We start from the raw sequence: 24,087 nt of genomic DNA, 5'->3' as shown, positions 1-24,087 counted from the left end.
CGGTCACCGTTCGTCTCTTGAGTCGTATGAGTAGGGAAGCCGACACTCGCGACAGTATCGATCCACCTGAGATCACCGCCGAATCGATCCATCACCTCGATGATCCACGGTTTACCAGCGAAAACGTGGCAATTGTGACCGGCGCGGCTTCGGGAATCGGCCGTGCGACGGCGCTCGTCTTGGCGGCAAACGGCTTGACGACGATTGCGACTGACGCTGATGAAGACGGACTCGACGAGACGGCGGACAAAGCGGATGACCTTGCGGTCGAGGGTGCCCTCGAGACGGTCGTCTGTGATCTCACTGAGGATGCCGAGATTAAAGCGCTCGTCGAGACGGCCGCCGATGCGGGACAGCTCCGGTATGTCGTCAACATCGCCGGCATCCAGCATATCTCGCCGATCGAGTCGTTCCCAATGGAGACGTTCGATCTCCTCTACCGGGTGATGCTCCGTGCGCCGATGTATCTCACGAAACTGGCGCTCCCCCACATCCGAGAGGCCGACGACGGCGTCGGAGCGATTGCCAACATGGCGTCCGTCCATGGCCACTACGTGACCCGTGATAAGGTCGCCTACAACACGATGAAGTTCGGCCTTCGAGGGCTGACCAAATCGACTGCGGCTGAGGGTGACGGAGATATCCGTGCGTTCTCGGTGAGTACGGGCTACGTCAAGACACCGCTCGTCCTAGATCAAATCGCGGATACGGCCGAAGAGCGCGGTATCACTGAACGAGAGGTCGTCGAGGACGTGATGCTCGGGCAGGCACGGGCCTCTGAAATGATGACGCCGGTCGAGGCCGGCAACCTGTTCGCGTTTGGCCTTTCACGTCACGGGAAGCATCTTAACGGTGACGACCTGCTGTGGGACGGCGGCTTCGTGAACACGTACGAGTGATGTACACATGGAACACACAATGTGGATGCGACAGCGCGAACCGGAACGCGAGAATCGGGGCCGCGAGCCGACCGTCAAGAGGACAGAGACATGTTAGATGGCGAGGTCGACATCGAGGGAATGACCTCGGAGCTGATGCTCGCAAGCGGTGTCCTGTGGACGGCTGTGCTCGCGCTCGGGCTGGTCGGCCGCTGGTTCGGCGCCTTGCTCGTCTCGGTGTTTCTCTTCGTGCCGTGGTTCGTCATCGGTGCGAGTTCCAACGGGACGATTTCGACGAAGCTGCTCGTCTATCCCCTCGGCATCTGGACGGGCCTCCAACTATCGGCGTTCGCTCTGACCGAGTACTACTCGAATGCGTTTGCAGGCACCTCTCCGGATTTTCTGATTACCGGCATGCATCCGTCCTTCGCCGCCGTCTACTGGCTCTACTGGATTGGCGGGTTCATGACAGTCACGCTTGCCTACGGGATTTACTTCCGGACACACTTCCTGCCGGACGAGGAGTGGAACCGATTCCTCGAGGAAGTCGAGCAGGTGAACACGGAAAGCGAGACACAGGATGTCGACGAGTCCGTGGAGGTGTCTAGTCAATGAGCAACGTGCTCGTTCCCGGTTTCGTCGCGCTGTTTATCCTCTCGGTGTTCGCTGTCGGCCTGTATAGCCAGCGCCTGATCGACTCCTCTGACGAGTTTTATGGCGCGACGAAGATGTTCGGTGCGGCGGTCATCACCCTCGCGAGTATGTCCGGGATTATGAGCGCCTTCGGGTTTATCGGTGGCCCGGGGCTGGTCTATAAGATGGGCACGTCTTCGCTGTGGATGACCTTCGCCAGCGGCCTCGGGTTCGCGATGGCCTACTGGATCGTCGGCAAGCGCGTTCGCGGGATGGCCGATGTCGCCAATATTGGCACGCTCGGGGACATTGCCGACGAGCGATTTAACAGCGGCGCGATCCGGGGGATACTCGCGGTGATCCTCTTTATCGCGTGTTGGGCCTACCTCGCCTCGCAGGTCGCTGGCGGCGGCTACGTCCTCTCGGTGATCCTCGGAATCTCGATGGAGACCGCCGTCTGGCTCGTGTTCGGTCTGATCATCGTCTACGTTGCCGTCGGTGGGATGGCGTCGGCCCAGCTTGCAGGGGCGTACACAGGTGCGGTGATGCTCATCGGCGTCGTCGGTGTCATCGTCGGGTTCTTCCAGATCGCCGGTGGGATGGAGAACACGACCATGACCGTTATCGAGGCCGGCGAACTCACGGGCGAAGACGTGACAAAGGCCTTTACTCCTCAGATGCTCGATGGTTGGGGGCTCGCTGAAGGTTCCGCTCCCGGTCTGTTGTTGATCTGGCCGATCGTCTTCAGTATCGGCGTCATGGGCCAGCCTCAGGTTCTCCAAAGGATGTTCTCGATCAACAATCCGAAGGGACTGCGAACCGTCGGCCTCGTCAGTGGCGTCACCTATGCCGTCGGGAGTCTCCTCTGGTTGCTCATCGGCATCATTGCGCTCTATCTGGTCGCCTCCGGGACGGTTGAACCGCTTGCGGATCCTGACATGGCTGCCTTCGAGTTCGTCGAACGGTTGCACATCGTCCTGCAAATGATCATCTACGCGGGGCTGGTCGCTGCGATCATGTCCACCGCCGCGTTCTTCCTGTCGGTCGCCTCCGGCGCGATCGCCCGTGACCTCGTGCGGGCGATGGGCTGGGAGTTCTCCGAACGGCGGGAAACGTGGCTGGGTCGGGTCGCAGTCCTCGTTGTCGGCGTCGGCGCGGTGATCTTCGGCCTGTACGGCGGCCACCTCGTCGCGATCCTTGGCACCTTCGGCTGGGGAACGTTCGTCAGTGGAACGATCCCCGCTGTGGTCGTCGGCCTGCTCTGGAAGGGTGCAAGCCGAGAGGGCGTCATTGCCGGCCTCGCCTCCGCACTCCTGCTCAACATCACGCTGCTGACTGCGACACAGCTCGGGTACTCGTTCCCGATCGGGATGGACTTTTACTTCATCGCGATCGCTGTTTCGATCTCCGTGACGATCTTCGTCTCGTACCTGACTGACGGAGCCAGCGGCGAAAACGTCCCGGAGCACGTCAAACCCATCTTCAAACTCTAACGGAGGTGAAAGACATGAAACTCTGGCTCGTCGGCTTCGTTGCAATGCTGGTGATCAACCTGATCGTTCTCTTCTTGAAAATATAGGCGGCTCCCCGCTGACCGCCCGCCTCGCTGTCTCTCGGCGCGGCTGTACCCCATTTTCGAGACACCCCACGACGGCTGTCGGAGCAATCAGTTGATGATTGCAATCGACAGTCCAAGACGTTCTGACTACTCCGTCTCCCAGTCCGTCATCGTATGTTCGCGCCTGCGATCACGGGTTGGTATACATATCAACCCGCCGGTTTTCGCCGCTAGAGACCCTTTTCTCCAGTAATGCCAGAGATACTGATAGCTGGTGTCGGTGCGACCAGGTTCGGCGACCATGCCGGCCGAACTGGCCGGGAACTGTTCGCCGAGGCGCGATCGAGCGCACTCGCAGAAAGCGCCGTACCGGGTTCGGACATCGATGCCCTCTACTACGGCAACTATATGGGCGAGGTCGCAGAGAGACAGAGTCATCAAGCCCCGCTGATGGCTGCCGGGCTCGGGACGACAGGTCTTGAGGCGACACGCGTCGAGAACGCGTGTGCCTCCGGTGGCTACGCCGTCGCCGACGGTGTCCAAGCGATCGAGAGCGGCGCGGCCGATGTCGTCCTCGTCGGCGGGCTCGAACGAATGACAAACCTCGAGACCGCTGAGACGACGGCAGCACTCGCACGGGCCGCAGACGAACTCCACGAGGGGCGTCCCGGCCTGACGTTCCCCGGGGCGTACGCATTGCTCGCGGACGCCTACATGGAGCGGTTCGGCGGCACGCATGAAGACCTTGCACACATCGCCGTGAAAAACCACGAGAACGCGGCGACCAACCCGAACGCACAGTTCCACGACGAGATTGACGTCACAGACGTCCTCGAGGCACCACAGGTCGCTGATCCGCTCGGTTTGCTCGATGCCTGTCCAATCTCCGATGGAGCTGCGGCGGCCGTCCTTGTCTCGGGCGAGTACGCGGCCGAACACGACCTCGGGCCCGCAGTCGCAATCACCGGCTCCGGACGCGGGACGGACTCACTGTCCCTGCAAGAACGCGGGGACCTGACGCGGACGAAAGCGGCCGAATCGGCTGCGCAGGCCGCCTACAGCGGCGCCGATGTGACCGCTGACGACATTGACGTTGCCGAGGTCCACGACTGCTTTACAATCGCCGAAGTGCTCGCACTCGAGGCACTGGGCTTTTACGAGCCCGGCGAAGCGATCACGGCAGCCCGCGATGGGGAAACGGCCCACGACGGACAGCTGCCGATCAACCTCTCCGGCGGGCTGAAAGCGAAGGGCCATCCCGTCGGTGCGACGGGCGTCGGCCAGCTCGTCGAGCTAACCAAACTGCTCGCTGGAACTCACCCGAACGCCGACGCAGTTCCCGATGCGGAGGTCGGCGTGACCCACAATGCGGGTGGGACGGTCGCAACTGCCGCTGTCCACGTCCTGGAGGTGGCGAGATGAGCGTTGAGAGAGCCCGCGAGACCGGCTACGACGCCTGGCTCGACGCACTCGAGGCCGGCGAGGGCTACTACCTCCGTTGCGACGGGCGGGCACTGGTCCCGCCGGCTATGGCGGGGGCAGCAGCCGACCTCGAGCGCAAACCGCTTCCGGAAACCGGGACGGTCGAATCGAAAACGGTCATCCGCGTTCCCCATCCCGATTTCGGAGCGGACGCCCCCTACGCGATCGCGATCGCCAAGTTCGGCCCCGTGGCGCTGACGGGGCGGGTCACCGGAACCAACCCTGAAGCTGTCGAGACCCGCCTCGAAGTCGAGGCGACGGTGCTCGAGGCGGAGACAAGCGGCAAGCGGTTTGTCGCGTTTCGTCCCGTAGGCGAGGTGAGTGATCAATGAACGTCATCGACGAAGGAAACGGCGAACTCGTCGGCTGGGAACACCCCGACGATGTCAGAAAATGGAACCGCGAAAAGCGCTCGCGTGCGTTCGAGGACAAACGGATGTCCGCAAGGGAGGCGGTCGAGCGATTCGTCGACGACGGCGACCTCCTCGCCAGCGGCGGCTTTGGCCACGTCCGAATCTCGACGCCGATTCTCCACGAGATTGTCAGGCAGGACATTGAGAACTTGACACTCTCGGGGAAGACGACCGTCTTCGACGCCGATCTGCTGATCGCAGCGGGTGCGGTCTCAAAAGTCGAAGCCGCCTACTGTTTCGCCCACGAAACTCGTGGACTCGCCCCTGCAGGCCGCCGGCGAGTCGAAGAGGGCGACGTCGAAGTCGTTGCCGAAGCGAGCAACGCGACTCTGCAGTGGCGGTTTCTCGCCGCGAAGATGGGCGTCCCCTTCGTCCCTGCTCGAATCCTCGCGGGGACGGAGACCTTCGAGAAGAGTGCAGCGAAGATCGTCGAAGCACCCTGGACCGGCGACCCGATCACGCTCGTGCCCGCCTGTTACCCCGATGCCGTCTGCATCCACGTCTCGAAAGCCGACAAGTATGGCAACGCGGTCATCGACGGCATCAGCGTCGAGGACCCGGAACTTGCAGGAGCAGCGAAACGCCTGATTATCACCGCTGAGGAAATCGTCGACAGCGACGAACTCCGGGGGCGGTCCAAAGACGTCGAAATCCCCTATTTCCTCGTCGATGCGGTCGTCGAGGCGCCCTACGGGAGCCACCCCGGTGAGATGCCCTACCGGTACTACTTCGACGAAGACCACCTCGAGGAGTGGATGGACCTCACAACGACCGAAGAAGGCATCGAGGAGTACCTCGAGCGCTACGTCACCGGAACTGAGGACTTCGAAGAGTATCTCGAGGCTATCGGTGGCGGGGAGCGACTTGCCGATCTCGAAGCAATCGAGAACTACGACCGCCCGGACGCGGGCGGCCCCGAAGGGGGTGAGCAGGCATGAGCGAGGAGTATACGTCGACCGAACTGCTGACGACCGTCGCTGCGAGCCTCATCGAAGACGAGAGTACAATCATCGTCGGGACGGGAATGCCGATGCTTGCGGCAATGCTCGCACAGCGAACGCATGCGCCCGATGTGACCATGATCTACGAGGCCGGCGGCATCGGCCCAGAAGCGCCAGAACTGCCGATTTCGGTCGGCGACGAGCGGACCTTCCACAGGGGCGTGAAAGCCGCCGGGATGCACGACGTCATGTCCTACATGAGCGCCGGCTTCGTCGACTACGGCTTTCTCGGGGCCGCACAGATCGACCGCCGTGGCAACCTCAACTCGACGGTCATTGGCGACTGGGAGCGTCCGACCGTCCGGTTCCCGGGCAGCGGCGGTGCAAACGACATCGGGTCGCTCGCCAACGAAACAATCGTCACGATGCGCCAAGACGAGACGAGCTTCGTAGAGGAGCTTGACTTTCGCACCACGCCGGGCTACCTCGAGGGACCGGACGCACGCGAAGAGGCTGGGCTACCTGCCGAGACCGGGCCGAGCCACGTCATCACCCAGTATGGCGTTTACGGCTTCAACGACAACCGGGAGCTGGCACTCGAGTTCTTACATCCGGGTGTCGAAGAGACGATGATCAACGAGGAAAGCAGCTTCCAGATTCACGTCGGCGAGTACGATCGGAGTCCGGAACCGACCGCGGAACAGTTGCGGCTCCTGCGCGACGAGATCGATCCACGCGGCGTCATTCGCTGAATAGTCCTTGGCGTGACTGGCGGTTTCTGGCTCTCACTGCGGAGGCGACGTTTCGTCCTGTAACTGCATCTGGGCTTCGACATCGTTCATCACGCGAACGACCTGGCGGAGTACCTTTCGCTGACTACGACGAAGGTTCTTGGAGGCCCCCATCTTCGAGATGTCGAATTCCTCGGCCACGTCGTCGAGCGTTGCTCCCCGTGGCGTCGAGAAGTATCCTTTCTCGACTGCGGCGTCGAGCGTCTCGCGTTCTGTGTCCGTGAGGTCCTGGAGCGCCCGAAGCATCGCACCGAGGGATTCGACGTTTTGGAGGATATCGAAGAAGTCGTCGATATTGATCGAGTCGTCGCCCCTGACCGTGAACTCGTTCGAGGCGTCGAGTTCCGAAAGGGCATCTTCAGCCGCCCGCTCTCGATCGAAGCCGACGTTCCAGATCTCACTGCCGTTTCGGACCACGAATGGACCAGTCACGTAGCCGTCGTTCTCTCGAATTGCCCGCATAGCGTCTGTTTCGTCTATCCGCGACCGGATGAGCGCCGTGTTCTGTTTCCGAGAGAGAAGATCGTATCCCTGAAGCATTTCGTAGTCGTCAAGCGTCTTGAATGCGCCGTGTAACTCTTCGGGGGTTTCCCCAATCGCGAGCATCCGCGTCTCGAGCGTGCGGTCGGCTTGATTGAACTCCCAGTGCTGGGTATGGAAGGCGACGTCGTGTTCGCGGCTGGTCCTAATGTACGGGCAATCGTACTGGACCATGTCAAGCTTTATCGCCTTCATTTTGCAAGATGCTTGACCCCTAGTCGTATAGCGCTTTCTAAACTCTGTGACCTGAACCATCCATCGTTAGGTAGGAATGCCCTTAGCACGGCAGCTGGTCGCTACTGTCACCAGTATCGTCCTAGAGCGCTGGCGCAATTGCATCCACCCGAACTATTACGTATCCTTCAAGAGAAGCGACAGGTAGCGTGTCTGAACACTCGGGGGGTATGCACGGCGCGAACTCGCAGATACAGCCGGCAGCGGTCGAAATCCGAGCGGGGGCAAAAGCACTCATCGAGTCAGCCACGGGCGTTCTGCTTGTTAAGGAACGTCATCAGGATGGCGAGCCGTTCTGGACACTGCCTGGTGGGGGCCTTCAGTCAGGCGAAGCCGCTCGGGCGGGACTGCGCCGAGAATTGTGGGAAGAACTGCAGTGTCCAGTGGCTACTGGGTCAGCGTGTGGTCAGTGGTGGTATGCCCACCAGTCAGCCCACCAGACGGTCACACTGTATCAGGTGTTTCAGACGTATGTGGTGGCCACACCGGTGCCCAATCCTGCCGAGGGAGTGCTGGCAGCGCAGTGGGTCGCTCCCAAAGAACTGCCAGCACGGACACTCCCCCAGGTCCGTCAGTTGATTCAGGCTCGCTGAGGCTGTATCGTGGACAAACGGCTCTGTTGGTGAGACACTCAGTTACGGGATAACTTGGGTTTTCCGTCGGTGAGGGTGTCATCAGCCGAACCGAGTCTCTAGCTGGGATAGCTTTCAAAGGCATCGCGTGGCTAACCAACACGAGACAGTCCTCGTTTGTAATGTTGGTTAACGACGTGGCGAGTGTCTGGGATGCATTGTCGCCAGTGATCCATTTGTGTTTGTTATGCCCGCTGTAGCGTCTTCAACTGATGCGGTAGCGCGGAGTCCCCTCCTCAAGGAGTGAGCGAAGCGAGCGAGTAGGGAGGGGAGGAGCACGTTCGTATCGGCTACAAATATTCACCTATAAATAACCACCCAGATACATTGAAACTGAGGCAGACGACTACGTGCGTCGGACCGCAACACTCGTCTTGAAGTGACGGACGAGCAACGCGACCTTCTCGAAGAGACCATCTCCGAGTGGAAGCGTGGTTGCCAAATCGCCACGGACATGGCGTGGGGCAAGTGTAACGCAAAAAGCGCCGTACAGCCCCTCGCTTACGACGACGTGCGCGAATACACCGACCTCGGGAGTCAGCACGCGATTCTCGCCACCCATCAGGCCGCCCAAGCCATCACCGGCTGTCTCGAACGCCGCTCGAAAGGCAAGAAGGTCAGCAAGCCGACCTTCACCACACCCACGGTGAAGTACGATACTCGGACCATGACACTGTTCGATAATGATACGGTGTCACTCTCCACCACAGAGAACCGCGTCCGGTGCCCGCTTGAGTTGCCCGACGCCGACGATGGCTACCAACGACAGTACCTCGACTCCGAGAAGTGGAGCGTCACGGAAAGCACGCTCACCGCCCGCGACGGCGACTACTTCTTGCATATCGGCTTCCGCCGACACAAGACCGATACCGAACGAAATACCGCCGAGGACGGAACGGTCCTCGGGGTCGACCTCGGTATCGAAAATCTCGCCGTCACCAGCACTGCTAAGTTCATCAGCGGGCGGGAGTTGACCCACAACCTCCGCGAGTTCGAGAAGGTACGCGCCGGACTCCAGCAGACTGGGACACGAAGCACCCATCGGACACTCGAACAGTCGAGTAGCCGGAGCTTCGCTACGTTCGTGACGTGCTACACCGGGCGTCGAACGCCATCGTAGACGAAGCACTCCGGTACGACTGTGACGTGATATTGTTTGAGGACTTGACCCACATTCGCGAGCGAACAGGCGCGTCGTGGGGGCATAAATGGGCGTTCCGAACGCTGTACGAACAGGTAGAGTACAAAGCTGAGGCGATCAGCGTCTCGGTAAAGCAAGTGGGTTCGGCGTACACGTCGAAGCGGTGCGCCGAGTGTGGGTTCACCGCAGACGAGAATCGCCTGACCCGCAACGACTTTCGATGCGTGAAGTGCGAGTCGGAAGCGAACGCGGACTACAATGCGGCGAAGAACATCGGTATACGGTATGTCCGTCGGGGCCAACAGTCGTCTCGGCGGACGGGCAACAGTCAGCTTGCCCTGAAGTCTGGAACGGTGACGTCCTCAGGTTTCGTAGAAACCTGATGGGCTGCACGAGAGCTCCGCTCTCGTGAACGTCAAGTGGCGGATTCACCGCCCACCCGGACGGGTTCGAGACTGAGTTCATGGACAAGCCCCACCCTTCACAAGTGAGCCCGTCAGGTTGAGCGAAGTAGGGTGGGGTCGTTGACATGTAGTACCGTCCCATTCACGGAACCAAGTAGATGAATAACCAGTACTCCATAGGCGAGCTAATTCGCCTGCTTGTTTTTTCCTGTATTTATCACTTCTCCTATTGTCCGAATAAAGACAATCAGTAATCGAACCGGACCCTCTCTGCAGCACACCCATTGAAACCAGTCACAGCTCGCAGGTTTCGATAAAACTGTCGAAATTGAAAGAATCGAACGTTGACAGCGGTAGCGTTACGTATTACGAAGCATCCGGATTAGAGGAGCCGGTCACGCCGCTGTCACTTTGTTCGTTCACAGCCTTCACGTTAAAGGCAGCAGTTGTCGACAAGATTCCAACGTGATTTTCGGCGTTACCGCGGAGGTCTGCGTACGGGATCCCCGACGGCGTTCCGAAGTTGAAGTTTCCGTCCTCACCATTCATCACGATCTTCGAGTTCCCGGCGTCGATATCGGACTCTTCGAGCCAATCGAGTTCGTCTGCAGCTTTGGCTTTCTTCTCAGCGTCGGTTGAGAGCCCGGAGAAATCCACGAGATAGCTGAGCTGACTTAGATTTGGCCGCTGAAGTTCGAACGTGTACCGGAGTTGGACGGTGGTCTCCTGCGGGGTGCCATCGTCAGGATTGTCTAGCACTGACGTGTCGTCTGCAGCACCATAATAGCCGGCATTGATATCCGGGTAATTGTTCTGATGGCCGCCTTGTTCGTGCGCACCGGGATAGTCGCCTGCACTACCGATACTCGTCCCATCTAAGAATGAATTCAGGTCAACACCACTCGGGAACGAGAGTGAGGAATAGTCCGGCCGTCCCTGTTCGTCTGCCACGATGAGCGGCCCTGCAGAGGCATCAGGGCCACTCCCATCATCGAACCGCGAATCCTGATTAAGCGCTTGTGACAGCGGCACCTTCACTTGGTAACGACCTGTCGTGCCAGGGATCTGACGGATGTAACCGTTGTTCAGCTCCTCAGCGATCCATGGCGTGGCACGGAAAATCGGCGACCAGTCGCCGCCGCCCACTTTTGCTTCCACGAGGTAGAACACCTTGCCGACTGCATCATCGAGATTCTCCCATTCCACATCGAACATGGGATCGGCAGAGACTTCGGAAATATCCCCGCGGTCGTTTTTCACCTGCGCAGGATTGCTTGCGCTAATATTGACTGTGGCTGCCGCGGCACTACCCGTCGCGGCGAAAAGCCCTGCACCACCAACAGCTGTTGCTGCCCCAATTCCACCAATCGATTTCAGTAAACTGCGTCGTTGCATTGTATTCGGCGGGATTTGTTTCCCGCTATGTTGAGCGTCAGACGATTTGGATATTGTATCGTGCTCTCTAGACTGTTTTTAGGAGTTATTTGCTAGTTAGAGAATAATCGTTAGGTAGGTATATTGCAATTAATCTAATCGCAAAGCTGTAAATTCCGGGTTATACAATCTTTACAGCTCTGATGGCAGGACAACTCGGGGTTTCTGGCGACCGCCCCCACAGCCGCACCGTAGAGGATGTCTTCCGCCGAAGCGGATCAACAGTAGAACCAAGTCACTGATTGGGGGATGACTTTCGAAAGCTACAGCTTGCTAACCAATATGGAGACAGCCTTATGGTATTATGTTGGTTAGCGTTAGAGTCTGGCGACTGAATCAAGTCGGTGACGAAACAACCGTTGGATATCGAGGAAATTGAAGCGTTGCGTACTATCCTCACGGAACTAGTCAATCGGTGCACGGCACTCTCGGAGAGGGCTGGCGTGTCACCAACACGATGCCGCGAATACGAAGACGCCGTGCACCGCTATCGCGAGATCGACGATGAACTACGGATAGTACTAGAGCAACGAAGCGAGATTATCGACCCCGTCCCACGGGGCCAGCTCGAAACCGAGATTGAAAGAGTACGTCACGAGCGCATCTCCGAGACGGCGCAGGTAATCCATGATGCGCTTGCAGCCGATACACCGGTTGAGACAATTGTTGAGCAGTACCCAGAGCTGGCCCGACAGGTGACAGCTAGCGAGCTATGTAAATAGCCTCGGGCGCGGTGGCCCGAGGCTTTTGTTGGTTCCCTCAGCCGTGCGCTAGCACTCCCTGCTCGGCAAGCGAGCGGGATGAGGGTGGACGGCTTACGCGCCCCGACCCCAGTGGGTCGGGGAACTCGCCCTCGCAAGTCGTTTAGACACTGGGGGTTGGGCGGGCCGCTCTATGCATGTTATCCGGCGGCAAAGCTCAACCGAATCCGAGATGAACTCGTAGCCGCTCCTCCATTTGCGCACGAGTGTGGACGAATCTAGTACTGCTCGTCGATGGAGAGGTGTGCAATCGTACCGAGAAGCGTCTCAATGGGGATTCAAATGGCACAGGCCAGAGCTGCAGCCAGTCACGGCCAGTTACCGGGAAACGCCGTGTTTCGGTCAAGCCGCACGGAGTAGATATGTAGCCGAAGACTGTGTCGGGGGTGGGCAGGCCCGACACAATGGGGGGTGGAAGTTGAACCGCAGACCCATTGGAAGTGATGGCTTCAACGGGGTCTGCATTTTATTATTCTGGTTACTAAATATAGATGTTATGATTGTCGGACAAGACAGGTTTTCGAGATAAAAATCAGATTGAAGGTCGTCCTTTACGGAGCACCCGGTAGTGGTCGTATAGGAACTTACACGTACAGGACTCCGGAAGTCTCTCACTATTTCACTGAGTCAGTGAATCAGTGAGCTACCTAAAGTACGGTCAGCCCTTGACTCCCAGCAGTCTACCTAAGGAGGTTGGTCACGGAAATGTGGTATGAACGTTGGAGTTACGGTGGGCAACTCGGTGGAGCGACTGGAAGCGACAGCTGAGAGCTTTGCGTTCGCCGAACTCTCGATTGGCGAGTCGTCATACGTACCCACCGAGGAAGCGGACAGTCGCCTCCGGGCAACATTGGGCGCTGTCGACGCGGAGCTCTGTGTCCACCTGCCATTTGAGCAAGTGGTCTCGACGCCAGTTCGCCAGCTCAACGATGCAATCGTTGCTCACCTCGCGGAGCTCCTCGACTGGGCGGGGACACTCGGCGCACAGAAAGCCGTCCTCCACGGCACGATGCGGGACCCACACGACGTCGATCAGCGCCAGGTTTTTGCCGACCAACTGTCAGCTATCGCGAGGGCCGGCGACGATGCCGGGGTTGAACTCGTCGTCGAGAACGTTGGGCATCAGGCCCGCGGTCTGCCCCTCTCCGTTCTGGGCGATATCGCGCGAGAAACCGAGACCGCGGTCTGTTTCGATGTCGGGCATGCATATATGGAAGAGGGGAACGACGGGATCGAGCGCTTCCTTGACGACTATGCTGACCTTGTCTCGCACTTGCACGTCCACGATGCACGTCGACGTGGCGATACGCACATCCCGATTGGGGCCGGCGAAGTAGAGTACGAGCTCGTAGCCGATCCGCTTTCAGATTTCGACGGCACTATCGCTGTCGAGGTATTTACCGATGACGTCCCACTATTGCGAGACTCGGCCGAGCGGGCGAGAACTCACCTGCAGCAGAGCCATGGAAGTCTCTCGACGAATAAGTGATTTTCTGGGGTACGGTCACTTGCTGGGTGGGGACTCCACGCCTTCGTAGTACGATCCGGCTAGAAGAAAGCGCGAAGTCGAACTGGAAATGTGTTAGCTAATCGGGGCTGTTCAGCGCTGGAAGGCGTACTCCCAGAGCGTTCACTCTGTGGAGTCGTCATTCGAAACAGCATTGTAAGTAGCCGTGACGATTTCAGGGGTGCGATAGCTCCGGTGCTCCGCGACTCCAGTCGTGAGAATAAATAGGACGAGAAATCCCGCGGCGACTGCCTTCGAATCGCTTGCATCGACCTGATCAAGCGTTCGATGGAACCAAAAGAGATCGACCCACGGGGAGGTTTGGTGGATGGATCGGAGCTGCTGGGTGAAGACAGGGCTCACCCAATGGAGATCCGGAAGCATTGCCCAGCCACCACCCACCAAGAAGAGTGTTCGCGGATATCGGACGGTCGGAACGAGAACGGTAATGAGAAGCGTCGTCATCGCGGCTCCAAATGCAAAATGACCGAGCGCCATCGACATACTGTCTCTGTTCGTCGATCGCGGATATAATCATTGGCGTGTGGCAGTCGTGCCGTTAGTTCAGCGCCATTTACAGGCGGCGCAGGCTGAGCGACCCGGGCGGCTGGTGGTGAGCTGTCGGCACCTCGCAGGACTGTTCAGGTCGCTTCCGTCGACTGCACCCCGCACCGCAGACGATGTCAGCCGCCTGAGAGAGTGTCAACAATAGAACCAGGTCACTGACTGGGGCTGACTCTCGAAAGCTACAGTCTGCTAACCAACATAGAGACAGTCGTCTGGTACTGTGTTGGTTAGCGGCAGTGTCTAGCGACTGAATCAAGTCGGTGACGTTTGCTGGGCACCAACTAGAGGAGATCATAACTGAGACGCGGAATACGAACATTACCAAAGTCACTAGTTCAACGGCTCCGAGATGCATTCTACCGCCGCGACAGCCGAAGATGGACCGAATCTCATCAATGCGGTAGTCGGCCGCGTTCAGAAGCGGTTCACTCTCGCCCGAGATTCAGGGCCAATCACGTGGATGGGTGAGGAACTTATTCCGCTTTCACGTGCCTCTCGATGAGAGTCCGAACGCGCTCGGGTTCAAGACCTAAGTACGGGCCGACCAATTCAGCAGAGTGGTCGTGGGCGGCTAGGTACGCAATAATCGCCTCGTTGCCTTCACGGATAATGGACATCGGCACTTGGGCATTGATCGGCGTCGTTTGTTGGACATCATTCTGGTACCGGAAGCAGTGAACGTGCCTGGCCGGTAGGACGTGGTCTCGCAACACGCCCCAGCAGTACCCTCGTTTGAGCGGGTCCCGAAAGATAGTCGGCTCGTCGTCGGCGCTGGGGTCTCTGAATTTGACTACACCAGCCGGGATCCATGAATTCTCATCGAATGATTGGCCAGACTGTACGTGGCAGCCGGGGGAGAATCGTCCCCTGGTACCGATATCGCCGTCAGTGCGGTTCAATATCGCTGATTCTGCTCGTTCGACGATATCTGCCGTGGAAATGAGACTCTCAATCGCCTCGAAGTCGGGGTTCCCGTCTTCATCGTGGAACTCCTCGGCAGACTCCATCTGGGCCACCTGCTCCATGCCCGCCCGTCTTCGCGCTTTGTCGGGCACATAGTACGCGTGGGTAAATTCCTGATCAGCGCACGTGGCGTGGGATTTAGCCTCGATGAGCGTTCCGTGTTCGAATCGCTCTACGACGGTCAGCTGACGCGTCATTGGGCGCCCTCCGTGAACTCCTCGAAGGCCGCTCGCAGAATCGTCGTGACGACATCTCCCTGTTCTAAGAGAATTACGTCCAGCGCTTCGTTGTATGTGGCAGTGTGGTAGTCCCGATACTCGATCTCGACAGGTGTGCCGCTCCGCCAGGCATTTTCGACGGACCGTGCATCGAGGCCGGCTCGCTGAAGCAGTCGAAATTGCGCATGGGAACTCGCTTGCGGTGTGGCTGAAGCGCTCATCGGATTCCCTCCGAGCCGTGATGGACGGCCGGTGACTCTGCGGCGATGGGTGCCACCGTACAGTGGCGACAGTGCGATTGTGCTAGTAGCGTCGGACTCCGGGAGATTCGCTAAAGCTACGATAGCTAACCAACAAGACCACAGTAGGCTGTTGGTTATCGACGTAGTGAGTATCTGGAGAAGAGTCACTGCCAGAGAGCCACTTGTCTCCGTCACACCCGTTGTGACGGCGTCGAATGCTGAGGACGCCTCGTTCATGTTATACACACTCTCTCGGCGTCTGAACAAGAGGGCCGCCCGCCCAGTCCTGCAGCTAGCACACAGCAATGTCGACGACGGTAGGGCACGTACCGTCGCGTTCCCACAGCTCGAGTAGAGCCAGTTCTCGCCTCAGTTCGCTGGCGTCACGTGGTCACTCATCTGCGCCCGTCACAACGGGCGTGACACCGCCCGTGGTTGCTTTGTCCTCGCTGCCATCCAAGAGATCCAACCCGACGTAGCGCTGGTCTAGCAAGCCTTCGGCAGTGTCTTTGTCCATCGCAAGCAACTCGGTCTGGTCTTGGTCCAGTTCAAATAGCCAACTTTAATCCCAAATATTCCACCCGATGTAATCCTTTAGCGAGGCGAACGGAGACGCTATGAGTCGGGTGAGGAGGTGTTTATTCTCCTGCGTTGGTCGCCTGGTAGAGAGCAGCCTGGGCGTCGCCAACGTTAATCTCGCCGTCGCCATTGAAGTCGAACTTCGCGATGTTGTTCTGGACGACCGGGCTGTCCTGGTTGTAGAACAGCGCCTGCGCGTCCACGACGTTGAACTCGCCGTTGCCATTAACGTCCTCGAGGACTTCGTCGTCATCCATGTTCGCAGGCGGGTTATCGCCAACAACTGGTTCGAGACTCACAGATAGCGTCGCACCGGTGGTACTGTCGACGGTGTAGCCGTTCCCTTGTTGATCCGAAACGTGGTCGATTGACAGCAGCAGTTCGGTGTCGCCGAGTGCGTCGGCGGAGACAGTAACCGTCCCAACGGTGACCGGCTCGCTCGTGTCCGCGGGCAGTCCAAATGCCGTGAATTCGGCGCTCTGGCCGGTGACGGAGATGTCCTCATTGCCGTCTGCCGCAGACGTGGTCAGCCCGGTAATCGTTGCGGCGTCGGGGTTCGAGAGGGTGACACTTCCCTCAACGGCTCCGACTTCGTCAGTCCCAGTAACGACGATTTCGTAGGTCACCTCGTCATCGGTTGCAGCGCTCTGTTCGGCGGGTTCGAGGCTCACGTCGACTGTGCCAGGGTCTGGTTCAGACGCGGGGTCAGTGATCGTGAGCTCTGCAGTGGCACTGTCGTCAGCGGTAGACACAGTATGCGTATACGTGCCAGGAGCCACGTCGGTCGTATCGACGGTGAAGGAGATGGTATCGCTTGCACCACTTGCGAGCGTGACCGATTTGCTGTCGAGAACTGAGCCATCGAAGGCGAACTCGACATCTTGGGTTCCCTGCATATCGCCAGTATTCTCGACGACGGCCTCAACCGTAACGGTGTCACCTTGGGTCGCTGACGAGGGTGCATTCAGGCTCGTGACTTGGAGGGTCGCTGGGTCGGGCGCCTCGCTGACCGAGACAGTCGTGGTCGCCGTAGTCGAGGCTCCGTCGTCGTCGGTGACGGTCAGTTGGACAGTATAGTCGCCAGGTGAGCTGTAGGCGTGGGAGACAGACTGGCCGGTCGCCGTGCTATCGTCGCCAAAGTTCCACTCGTAGCTGGCGAGTGACCCGTCATCGGAGGCCGATGCCTCGAAGGTCGCTTGCTCGCCAACCTGCAAACTATCCGGCCCACTGACCGAAGCGGTGGGCGGCTGATTCGTCGGTGTCTCCGCAACTGTAATCGTTGTCGCTGCCTCGTTACTCACGAAGCTATCGTCAGCTGGGACAACTGCCGTGCCCTCACTCGTCACCGTGTACTCACCGCTCGCATCGTCAGGCACTGCGACGGTGTAAGTGAGCATGTACTCTCCGCCCTGTAACCAGACCCACTCATTCGTGAGGGATTTGTACGATGCGGGTCCTTCCGCTGATTGACTCTGTATCGACCAGCCAGACGGCAGGTCGGCACTAACCGCCGGTGCATTGTATCCGCTGGCATTGATCGTCGTTTGAATCGTGACGGTATCACCTGGAGCGACTGTCTGTTGGTCAGCTGTCTGTTCTATGCCGATCGTGCCGTTTGCCTGCGGGATGGCTACTGCGGGCGTGACAGCCCACAGTGCCACCGCCACGACAACAGTAATTACTCCGATGCTCCGGACTGTCGTGTTACTTATTCGCATTGGTTAACTGCCTCCATTGATTGCTTCAATCGTCTCATCCTCGACCCATATGTCGATGAGCTGCTGGATCTGCTGGGTCGAGATGGTTTCGCCGCCGGTCCCGGGCACGTCATCATCTTCGATCCAGAGGTCGATCGCCTGCTGGATCTCCAGTGTTTCGATCTTCGAATCATCGCCGTCGTCGTTCAGACTGGCGACGGCTTCTGGGACCGAGTCCGTCGGCTGTTCGTCGATGGTGATCATCTGTGTGGTTTGGGCGGTCGCACCGTCATCATCGGTGACGGTCAGCGCGACCTCGTACTCGCCGGGTTGGTTGAACGTGTGTGCGATCGTCTGACCGCTCTTCGTTACAGTGCCGCTTTCACTACCGGATTCGGCGGTGACCGAGACATCGTCAACGTGCCAATAGTCCCCGTTGGTAGCGTCAGCACCTTCCTGACGGAATCGAAGCTGGAAGCCGTCATGCAGCGCTTGAGCGCTGTCGACAGTTACACTGCCGTTGGAGGTTGCTCCGGGTGCGACTGCGGAGTCGACCCGGTCAATTTCGACCCACTCACCGGATGCGGAGAGATATTCGACACTGAGGTCCTCATCGTCGTTCGCGTCGGGATTCTCACTGAACGAGTCGTGGCCCTTCTGGATCCAGTATTCGATCGTCACCGAGGACGTGCTGCTGGTGTCCAGCGTCGGGGAGACGAGGGCGCCGGCCCCGCCATGGTGGAACGCAGCAGCGCTACCGGAGTTTGACGTGGCGTCGTTGACACCGGCCGATGCAGACGACTCAAACGCATCATGGGTCCATCCCGCGGCCGATAGTGACCCGCCCTCAAAGTCGGCATCGAGGAGCGTGGTTTCGCCGCCCATACTGGCGGTTTCGATGGTCCATTCATAGCTCGCGATGGCTCCATCGGCGTCGTTCGACTGCGAGGCGTTGAAGTTCACTGTCTCTCCGGCCAGCGGATCTGCCGGTGCGGTAGTGAAGGTCGCTGAAGGTTGCTCGTTGGGTGGTTCTTGGACAGTGACGTTGACCATATCAGTATCCGCCTCACCATCGTCATCGGTCACTACGACCTGGAAGGTGAGCGTCGTCTCGCTGTCAACGTCGGGGGCGGTGAACGTCGGTTGGGCCACTGCGGTATCCGAGAGGCTCACCGATGGCCCGGTAGTCTGGGTCCAGGCGTAGGTATCGACGGTGCCGTCTGAATCGCTCGATCCAGTGGCATCAAGCGTCACAGGCGTCTCTTCCTCAACCGTCTGGTCAGCGCCAGCGTCTGCTGCCGGTGCTTGGTTCTGCTCTGGGACAGTAACGGCCAGCGTATCGGTGCTAGTCACCGGGGAGTCATCGGCTGGATCGATACCCGATCCCGCTGCCGACAGCTCGTAGTCGCCCGCGGCCGCATCTTTGGGAACCTGCACGGTGTAGGTGACGGTATGGTTCCCAGCGACGCCGTCGGCATCACCTTCAATCCACGTCCACGCAGGTTTCGGTGGGCCGTACGTGCCGCCATCATCGGTGTGACTCACGACAGTCCAGCCCGATGGCAGGGTAACGTCGATTGCCGGAGCATTGACGTCGCTGTACTCTAGGGTCGCCTCGACAGCGATCGTCTCGTTCGGTGCGACGGTGGTCGATGAAGTCGCGACCTGGGAGATCGACACACTTGGCTGCGTGTCGACAGGTTGGACGGTCACGTTAATCGTATCCGTACCCACCTTCCCATCGTCGTCAGTCACGTCAACTTGGAAGGTGAGCGTCGTCTCGCTGTCAACGTCGGGGGCGGTGAACGTCGGCTGGGTTGCCGTGGCATCCGAGAGGCTCACCGATGGTCCGGCGGTCTGAGTCCAGGCGTAGGTATCGATCGATCCATCCGCGTCACTCGATTCAGTAGCATCGAGCGTCACAGTCATCCCTTCCTCGACCGTCTGGTCAGCGCCGGCGTCTGCTGCCGGTGCTTGGTTCTGTTCTTCGACTATGACAGTCACCGCGTCGGTATCGGCCACAGAAGAGTCATCAGCTGGGTCAATAGCCGACCCCTCAGCTGAGATCGTGTACTCTCCTGGCGATGCATCACCGGGCACCTGCACGGTGTAGGTGACGGTATGGTTCCCAGCGACGCCATCAGTATCACCTTCGGTCCAGGCCCAGGCTGGCTTCGGCGGGCCGTACGTTCCACCATCGTCGGTATGACTCACGACGGTCCAGCCCGATGGCAGGGTAACGTCGATTGCCGGGGCATTCACGTCGTTATAATCGATCGTTCCCTCAATAGTGACTGTCTCAGTCGGTGCAACGGTGGTCGCCGAAGTTGCGGTTTGAGACATCGACACGCTGGGCTGCGTCTCGACAGGCTGGACAGTCACATTGACCGTATCTGTACTCTCCTCGCCATCGTTATCGGTCACCGCGACCTGGAAGGTGAGCGTTGTCTCGCTATCGACACTAGGTGCAGTGAACGTTGGTTGGGCCGCTGCGGTGTCCGAGAGGGTCACCGACGACCCCTCGGTCTGCGTCCACTGATAGCTACTGATTGAGCCGTCCGAATCGGCCGAACCCGAAGCGTCCAGAGTCACAGTTGCCCCTTCATCGACCGTTTGATCGGGGCCCGCATCTGCCGTCGGCGATTGCGTCGGCTCCACGACGGTGACGGTCAGCCCATCGGTATCAGCGACCGTCGAACTGTCGGCTGGGTCGATTCCTGACCCGTTTGCACTGATCGTGTACTCTCCCTCCATGGCATCGGCGGGCACCTGCACGGTGTAGGTAACAGTGTGGCTGCCGGCAACGCCGTCAGCATCACCTTCGAGCCACGTCCATGCGGGCTTTGGTGGGCCATAGGTACCGCCATCGTCGGAATGGCTTACAACAGTCCACCCCGACGGAAGCGTCACGTTGATGCCTGGCGAGTTCACATCACTGTAGTCCAGCGTCGTCTCAACCGCAACTGATTCTCCCGGCGCGACAGTCGTCGGTGACGTCGCAGATTGCGATACCGACACACTGGGTTGCGTATCGATTGGTTGGACGGTCACGTTGACCGTGTCGGTGTCGGTATTGCCGTTTCCGTCGGACACTGTGACTTGGAAGGTGAGCGTCGTCTCGGTAGTGACACTCGGTGCAGTAAAGGTCGGTTGGGCTGTCGTAGTGTCTGAGAGGGTCACGCCCGTACCCGCGTCATCCGTGACTGTCCACGAGTAATCCAGTGGGTCGCCATCCGGATCGCTGGAGGTAGACGCGTCTAACGCCACGGTCGTCCCTTCCACAACCGTCTGGTCAGCCCCAGCACTCGCCGCGGGTGACTGCTGTTCGTCGACGGTGACGGTCATCTTGTCAGTACTGGTCACGAACGAACTATCGGATGTATCGATGGCCGACCCGTTCGCACTAATCGTGTACTCCCCTTCCGTGGCATCCGCGGGCACCTGTACGGTGTAGGTGACGGTATGGCTCCCAGCGACGCCATCAGCGTCGCCTTCGAGCCAGGCCCACGCAGGTTGTGGCGGGCCGTACGTGCCACCATCGTCGGAGTGACTCACGACGGTCCAGCCCGACGGCAGAGTGACATCGATTCCTGGCGAATTGACTTCGCTGTAGTCCAGCGTTGCCTCGACAGTAATCGTGTCTCCTGGCGCGACGGTGGTGTCCGATTGTGCCGTCTGTGAGACCGTTACCGTTGGCTGTGCGACTGCAATCCCGACTGGTCCAGCCGCCGATATGACGACCGTTACGGCTATGCTAAGCGCCACCAACCGTTGGATCTGTGTTGTAGGTCTCTTCATTGATATTTCATGTATTCGTGTACGTTTATCTAGTCTCATCAGTCTGTACAGCCGGGATACAGCGGATAGCCGATTTCCGGATAACCGGAATGGGACCACTGCAGCCTGTCAGATCGCCCCTCCAAGAGGAGGGGGGCGTGCGAATAGTCTTGGAATTCTTTCTATCGGCTCCGCTTGTCTCATGGATCAGTTGCCCCCATATCCGGTCAGCTCAAGCGACTGGCTCGTGGTACCGCTGTCACTATTGACGGACTCGCCTGTCGCCCACAGGTCGATGAGCTCTAGCATCTCGTTGAATCCGATTGTCTCACCGCCTGTTCCAGGAACCGGATCGCCAGCCGACCACCAATCGATCGCAATCTGGATTTCGGAGAGAGTGATCGTCCCGTCAGCCCCTGCGATGGCTTCTGGGATCGTCTGGGTGGTGACCTGTGCCTCGATCCAGTCGGCGTGATCATAGGACGTATCGCCGTTCCCATCGGCGACGAGCGAGAGTACACTGACGTCGGATACATCAACATCAACAGACATGGTTCCCATATCATGGGTCACCGGTCCCTTCTCGGCGAGAATCTGTCCATCACCAAGCACCCGGAAGACGACCCCGTTCCCGCCTGCAGCTCCGCCAGTGAACTCGCCGCCTTTCTCGTCCATGCCGACCATCGCCGTGAACCGGGCTACCTTCTGATCGAGGCAATACCGGATCTCGGATGTTGCGTGCGTCCCGATGCCCTTATCATAGGTTTGTCCATCCACTTGCAGTGGGTTTCCGGTGACAGCCTCGTTTCTGCCGAAATCGTCGAAGGTGTAGCCGACAGTGAAATCGATCGCTTCGATATCGCTGAGATAGGTGTCACTTGTCGGTGCACCAGTCGCGTCGGTGTTGATTGACTCGAAGTCAAACCAGAGGACAGGGTTTGCACTTCCAGCAGGGTCCGATTGGTCGAGTTCGCTCGCAGTGAGCCCTGCTCGATGGATCCGCACTCGGTCGATGACCGTGCCAGCCGTGAGTTTTCGCGTCGGGTTCCCGAAGTTACGGCCAATCTCAACCGGACTTGTCGTGGCTGTAAGCGGACTGGATAGTGAGACACTGTCCTTCTCCGTACCGTCAACATAGAGTTTGACCGCGCTACCATCGTAGACGCCGGCGAGGTGGTGCCAAGTCCCTTGCCAGTCGTCGGGCACCGGAGCTCGAGGCGTGTAGAACTCCCCTCCAGAGTTCACCGCGAACTCGAGTTGACCATTCGCTTCATTGTCCAGTGACGTCCGATGGAGCGAATACTGTCCGGTCTCGCCGACCTTCGTCACATATGGTTCGTACCCGTTGCCACCTGCGTTCGGATCAGTAGGTTTCACCCAGCACTCTACCGTGAACGGCGGCTGCTGGACATCAAGGCTTGAGCTTTCCTCTACGCTAATGTACCCGCCGTTGAACTCTATTCCTTTGCCGTCCTTGCCGGACACCTGTGATACAGCCCCTTCAAGCGCGCCATCGTTTCCATTTCCGGTCTGGTCAGGCGTGGTTTTGAAAACCGGACAGCCCCCACCACTCGGGTCGTCAGACGTCGAGTTGTCGATAGTGATTGACTCAACGGTTGTTGGCCCGTTCTGTTTACTGCTGTCAGAGATGGTGACGGTCTCGCGGGGTGCATTCGTATCACTCCGGTTAATGTGATCGATGTACCCCCCGCCGTAATTGACATCGAATTCCTTGAGTTCGAGTTCGAGAGTGTCTGACCCTACGGTGCCCACGAGATAGTTCAGATTCGTGTGCGTTCCCCAGAGGGATCCATGGACGATCTGCCAGATACCATCCACCTTGTCGGTGGTGATAGCGTGGTGTTCGCCACACAGGTACGCATCAACCCCGTACTGCTTCATCACCTGCCAGAACTCCGACGACTGGCCACCCTCAAGGTACAGCCCGCTTGAATTTCGGGTGTTGACACCTGAAATTACCGGGACATGACCCTGAACGATGATGAAGTCCTTGTCTTGATGGTTCGAGAGGATATTTTCGAACCACGTGAGTTGGTCGCCTGTAACGCTCAGATGTGCCTCGCCATTTTTCAGCTCCCACGTGTCAACCGTGACGAAGAGCGCGTTGTCTTTGACGAAGTAGTACGCCAATTCCTCTTTTCCTGCCGGGCCGTTAGTCGGGTGATCGAAGATCTCCACGAATTTCTGTTCGAACGTGGGGACCAGATCTAGCTTCCAGTCCGGCCAGTCGTTGTCGCCCCGTTCGTGATCACCGGGCGCGACGTACACTGGGAGATTACTGTCTTCGAACCGCTGTTTGTATCCGCCCCAGTATTCATCTGCCCGCGTCTGCACCTGCTGTTTGTCGGTCCACCAGCGGGCGTCCATGATATCCCCCGCAGAGAGAGCGAATTCGGCGCCCTCTACGGACGTGAGTTGGGTGAAGAACCAGTCAATTGCGTCTTCCCATCCGGACTGGGGGTTGGCAATGTCCCAGTTGTACATATCCGGGACGCTCACGAAGGTGGTGTCATCAGGGGCCGCTTGGGCCCGCCCGACGGGGAGACGTGACGCCATACCGGCGACACCGAGGGCCGACGTTCCGCGGAGCACGTCTCTGCGACTGATGCCCCTATCCGTAGGCCTCGAATCGGACGCTGAGTCGTTCGTCACAGTGTTTTGTTCGTCCATGGTA

At 58.9% G+C, this 24,087-nt stretch carries 19 protein-coding genes and 1 pseudogene; 11 read left to right on the top strand and 9 right to left on the bottom strand.

Features of this window, described 5'->3' with window-relative positions; all coding sequences use genetic code 11:
• The first annotated feature begins 26 nt into the window (after nucleotides 1-26).
• The 7 genes from E4S61_RS14910 (at nucleotide 27) to E4S61_RS14880 (ending at nucleotide 6,657) form a co-directional block, all read left to right on the top strand.
• Nucleotides 27-899 (top strand): SDR family NAD(P)-dependent oxidoreductase, encoded by an 873-nt coding sequence (locus tag E4S61_RS14910; RefSeq protein ID WP_135304769.1) that lies wholly within the window; start codon nucleotides 27-29, stop codon nucleotides 897-899.
• Nucleotides 900-989: 90 nt separating this feature from the next.
• Nucleotides 990-1,493 carry a hypothetical protein gene (locus tag E4S61_RS14905; RefSeq protein WP_135304768.1) on the top strand — a complete coding sequence of 168 codons (504 nt, stop codon included), beginning with the start codon at nucleotides 990-992 and terminating at the stop codon, nucleotides 1,491-1,493.
• Entirely contained in the window at nucleotides 1,490-3,004 is a 1,515-nt protein-coding gene (locus E4S61_RS14900; protein WP_135304767.1) for a sodium:solute symporter family transporter, read from the top strand. The genes E4S61_RS14905 and E4S61_RS14900 overlap by 4 nt, the downstream gene beginning before the upstream one ends.
• 317 nt (nucleotides 3,005-3,321) lie before the next feature.
• The gene (locus tag E4S61_RS14895; RefSeq protein WP_135304766.1) at nucleotides 3,322-4,491 is read left to right on the top strand and encodes a thiolase domain-containing protein; all 1,170 of its coding nucleotides are present in this window, start codon (nucleotides 3,322-3,324) and stop codon (nucleotides 4,489-4,491) included.
• Nucleotides 4,488-4,883, top strand: coding sequence for a Zn-ribbon domain-containing OB-fold protein (locus E4S61_RS14890; RefSeq protein ID WP_135304765.1), 396 nt, complete (start codon nucleotides 4,488-4,490; stop codon nucleotides 4,881-4,883). The genes E4S61_RS14895 and E4S61_RS14890 overlap by 4 nt, the downstream gene beginning before the upstream one ends.
• Nucleotides 4,880-5,902 carry a CoA transferase subunit A gene (locus tag E4S61_RS14885; RefSeq protein WP_135304764.1) on the top strand — a complete coding sequence of 341 codons (1,023 nt, stop codon included), beginning with the start codon at nucleotides 4,880-4,882 and terminating at the stop codon, nucleotides 5,900-5,902. The genes E4S61_RS14890 and E4S61_RS14885 overlap by 4 nt, the downstream gene beginning before the upstream one ends.
• Entirely contained in the window at nucleotides 5,899-6,657 is a 759-nt protein-coding gene (locus tag E4S61_RS14880) for a CoA-transferase subunit beta (RefSeq protein WP_135304763.1), read from the top strand. The genes E4S61_RS14885 and E4S61_RS14880 overlap by 4 nt, the downstream gene beginning before the upstream one ends.
• Nucleotides 6,658-6,690: 33 nt before the next feature.
• On the opposite strand, the gene E4S61_RS14875 is transcribed toward E4S61_RS14880, so the two are convergent.
• Nucleotides 6,691-7,410 (bottom strand): helix-turn-helix domain-containing protein, encoded by a 720-nt coding sequence (locus E4S61_RS14875; RefSeq protein ID WP_135304762.1) that lies wholly within the window; start codon nucleotides 7,408-7,410, stop codon nucleotides 6,691-6,693.
• A 230-nt stretch (nucleotides 7,411-7,640) separates the two neighbouring features.
• Here E4S61_RS14875 and E4S61_RS26675 point away from each other — a divergent pair, with 230 nt between their 5' ends.
• Together E4S61_RS26675 and E4S61_RS14865 are read left to right on the top strand one after the other, a co-directional pair.
• Nucleotides 7,641-8,063: an NUDIX hydrolase gene (locus E4S61_RS26675; RefSeq protein ID WP_394346453.1), complete on the top strand. Its 423-nt coding sequence runs from the start codon at nucleotides 7,641-7,643 to the stop codon at nucleotides 8,061-8,063.
• A 389-nt stretch (nucleotides 8,064-8,452) separates the two neighbouring features.
• Nucleotides 8,453-9,748, top strand: a pseudogene (locus tag E4S61_RS14865) (RNA-guided endonuclease InsQ/TnpB family protein).
• A 265-nt stretch (nucleotides 9,749-10,013) separates the two neighbouring features.
• Here E4S61_RS14865 and E4S61_RS14860 read toward each other — a convergent pair.
• Complete coding sequence (locus tag E4S61_RS14860; RefSeq protein WP_135304760.1) at nucleotides 10,014-11,042, bottom strand: hypothetical protein; 1,029 nt, start codon at nucleotides 11,040-11,042, stop codon at nucleotides 10,014-10,016.
• Between the two features lie 398 nt (nucleotides 11,043-11,440).
• Between E4S61_RS14860 and E4S61_RS14855 the strand changes: the two genes are divergently transcribed.
• On the top strand, nucleotides 11,441-11,803 hold the full coding sequence (locus tag E4S61_RS14855; RefSeq protein WP_135304759.1) for a hypothetical protein: 363 nt from the start codon (nucleotides 11,441-11,443) through the stop codon (nucleotides 11,801-11,803).
• A gap of 751 nt (nucleotides 11,804-12,554) precedes the next feature.
• Nucleotides 12,555-13,331: a sugar phosphate isomerase/epimerase family protein gene (locus tag E4S61_RS14850; RefSeq protein WP_135304758.1), complete on the top strand. Its 777-nt coding sequence runs from the start codon at nucleotides 12,555-12,557 to the stop codon at nucleotides 13,329-13,331.
• Between the two features lie 141 nt (nucleotides 13,332-13,472).
• Here E4S61_RS14850 and E4S61_RS14845 read toward each other — a convergent pair whose 3' ends face one another.
• From E4S61_RS14845 to E4S61_RS14820, 7 genes are all read right to left on the bottom strand, one after another.
• Nucleotides 13,473-13,853, bottom strand: coding sequence for a hypothetical protein (locus E4S61_RS14845; RefSeq protein WP_135304757.1), 381 nt, complete (start codon nucleotides 13,851-13,853; stop codon nucleotides 13,473-13,475).
• Between the two features lie 536 nt (nucleotides 13,854-14,389).
• Entirely contained in the window at nucleotides 14,390-15,076 is a 687-nt protein-coding gene (locus E4S61_RS14840) for a hypothetical protein (protein WP_135304756.1), read from the bottom strand.
• Complete coding sequence (locus E4S61_RS14835; protein ID WP_135304755.1) at nucleotides 15,073-15,318, bottom strand: hypothetical protein; 246 nt, start codon at nucleotides 15,316-15,318, stop codon at nucleotides 15,073-15,075. The genes E4S61_RS14840 and E4S61_RS14835 overlap by 4 nt, the downstream gene beginning before the upstream one ends.
• Nucleotides 15,319-15,730: 412 nt before the next feature.
• Complete coding sequence (locus E4S61_RS26550) at nucleotides 15,731-15,856, bottom strand: hypothetical protein (protein WP_280663813.1); 126 nt, start codon at nucleotides 15,854-15,856, stop codon at nucleotides 15,731-15,733.
• Nucleotides 15,857-15,977: 121 nt separating this feature from the next.
• Entirely contained in the window at nucleotides 15,978-17,636 is a 1,659-nt protein-coding gene (locus tag E4S61_RS14830; RefSeq protein WP_135304754.1) for a PKD domain-containing protein, read from the bottom strand.
• A 3-nt stretch (nucleotides 17,637-17,639) separates the two neighbouring features.
• On the bottom strand, nucleotides 17,640-21,413 hold the full coding sequence (locus E4S61_RS14825) for a PKD domain-containing protein (RefSeq protein ID WP_167768516.1): 3,774 nt from the start codon (nucleotides 21,411-21,413) through the stop codon (nucleotides 17,640-17,642).
• Nucleotides 21,414-21,599: 186 nt separating this feature from the next.
• A complete protein-coding gene (locus E4S61_RS14820) occupies nucleotides 21,600-24,083 on the bottom strand; it encodes an NPCBM/NEW2 domain-containing protein (RefSeq protein ID WP_167768515.1) in 2,484 nt (827 codons plus the stop codon).
• Between the last annotated feature and the right edge of the window lie 4 nt (nucleotides 24,084-24,087).

It is taken from the genome of Haloarcula amylovorans, from assembly GCF_004681185.1.
GTDB classification, from domain to species: domain Archaea; phylum Halobacteriota; class Halobacteria; order Halobacteriales; family Haloarculaceae; genus Haloarcula; species Haloarcula amylovorans.
Note: the sequence above shows the minus strand (reverse complement) of the source record. Positions and strands in the feature narration are given on the sequence as shown.

Excerpts from the sequence above, each read along its gene's own strand:
- E4S61_RS14830 (WP_135304754.1), bottom strand. The coding sequence starts at position 17,636 with ATGCGAATAAGTAACACGACAGTCCGGAGCATCGGAGTAATTACTGTT.
- E4S61_RS14840 (WP_135304756.1), bottom strand. The coding sequence starts at position 15,076 with ATGACGCGTCAGCTGACCGTCGTAGAGCGATTCGAACACGGAACGCTC.
- E4S61_RS14880 (WP_135304763.1), top strand. The coding sequence starts at position 5,899 with ATGAGCGAGGAGTATACGTCGACCGAACTGCTGACGACCGTCGCTGCG.
- E4S61_RS14825 (WP_167768516.1), bottom strand. The coding sequence starts at position 21,413 with ATGAAGAGACCTACAACACAGATCCAACGGTTGGTGGCGCTTAGCATA.
- E4S61_RS14900 (WP_135304767.1), top strand. The coding sequence starts at position 1,490 with ATGAGCAACGTGCTCGTTCCCGGTTTCGTCGCGCTGTTTATCCTCTCG.
- E4S61_RS26675 (WP_394346453.1), top strand. The coding sequence starts at position 7,641 with ATGCACGGCGCGAACTCGCAGATACAGCCGGCAGCGGTCGAAATCCGA.
- E4S61_RS14820 (WP_167768515.1), bottom strand. The coding sequence starts at position 24,083 with ATGGACGAACAAAACACTGTGACGAACGACTCAGCGTCCGATTCGAGG.
- E4S61_RS14895 (WP_135304766.1), top strand. The coding sequence starts at position 3,322 with ATGCCAGAGATACTGATAGCTGGTGTCGGTGCGACCAGGTTCGGCGAC.
- E4S61_RS14845 (WP_135304757.1), bottom strand. The coding sequence starts at position 13,853 with ATGTCGATGGCGCTCGGTCATTTTGCATTTGGAGCCGCGATGACGACG.
- E4S61_RS14885 (WP_135304764.1), top strand. The coding sequence starts at position 4,880 with ATGAACGTCATCGACGAAGGAAACGGCGAACTCGTCGGCTGGGAACAC.
- E4S61_RS14875 (WP_135304762.1), bottom strand. The coding sequence starts at position 7,410 with ATGGTCCAGTACGATTGCCCGTACATTAGGACCAGCCGCGAACACGAC.
- E4S61_RS14835 (WP_135304755.1), bottom strand. The coding sequence starts at position 15,318 with ATGAGCGCTTCAGCCACACCGCAAGCGAGTTCCCATGCGCAATTTCGA.
- E4S61_RS14860 (WP_135304760.1), bottom strand. The coding sequence starts at position 11,042 with ATGCAACGACGCAGTTTACTGAAATCGATTGGTGGAATTGGGGCAGCA.
- E4S61_RS14850 (WP_135304758.1), top strand. The coding sequence starts at position 12,555 with ATGAACGTTGGAGTTACGGTGGGCAACTCGGTGGAGCGACTGGAAGCG.
- E4S61_RS14890 (WP_135304765.1), top strand. The coding sequence starts at position 4,488 with ATGAGCGTTGAGAGAGCCCGCGAGACCGGCTACGACGCCTGGCTCGAC.
- E4S61_RS26550 (WP_280663813.1), bottom strand. The coding sequence starts at position 15,856 with ATGGACAAAGACACTGCCGAAGGCTTGCTAGACCAGCGCTACGTCGGG.
- E4S61_RS14905 (WP_135304768.1), top strand. The coding sequence starts at position 990 with ATGTTAGATGGCGAGGTCGACATCGAGGGAATGACCTCGGAGCTGATG.
- E4S61_RS14910 (WP_135304769.1), top strand. The coding sequence starts at position 27 with ATGAGTAGGGAAGCCGACACTCGCGACAGTATCGATCCACCTGAGATC.